General features: G+C 66.6%; 1 pseudogene. It reads right to left on the bottom strand.

Annotated elements, in window-relative coordinates:
- Nucleotides 1-224 (bottom strand): annotated as a pseudogene (locus AC1DYG_RS20825) (glycogen accumulation regulator GarA); the annotation flags it as partial.
- Nucleotides 225-366 lie beyond the last annotated feature (142 nt).

Raw genomic sequence — 366 nt, 5'->3', positions numbered from 1 at the left:
GTGGTCGGCTGGTCCAGCAGGAACCGCGATCCGGCGTTGGGGCYGCGCTTGACGACGAGCAGCGCCGAACCGACAGGCAGACCCTCCACCCCGGAAACCGGCGCCTCGGCGGCGGGCGTGGCGGTCGCCGTGCCGTCCAGTTCACTGAGGAAATCCGCGCGGAAAACCGACGTGGTTTCTGCCGGCGTTTCCCCAAGAACCGCGTCGTTGTCGTTCTCGCTCACCGTTTCTCCTCCTCAGTCCGACCGATCCGGGAGACCTCCCGGACAAATCTATAGCCACAACCACATTCCGATGCGGACCTGCGCCCCGACACGGCGAATGCGCTCGCCTTCGACCGTACCCTGCGACAGCCTGTCCGCGTAG

It is taken from the genome of Pedococcus sp. P1_H8 (genome assembly GCF_056405175.1).
The sequence above is the reverse complement of the archived record's forward strand: the minus strand, read 5'-3'. Positions and strand labels throughout refer to the sequence as shown.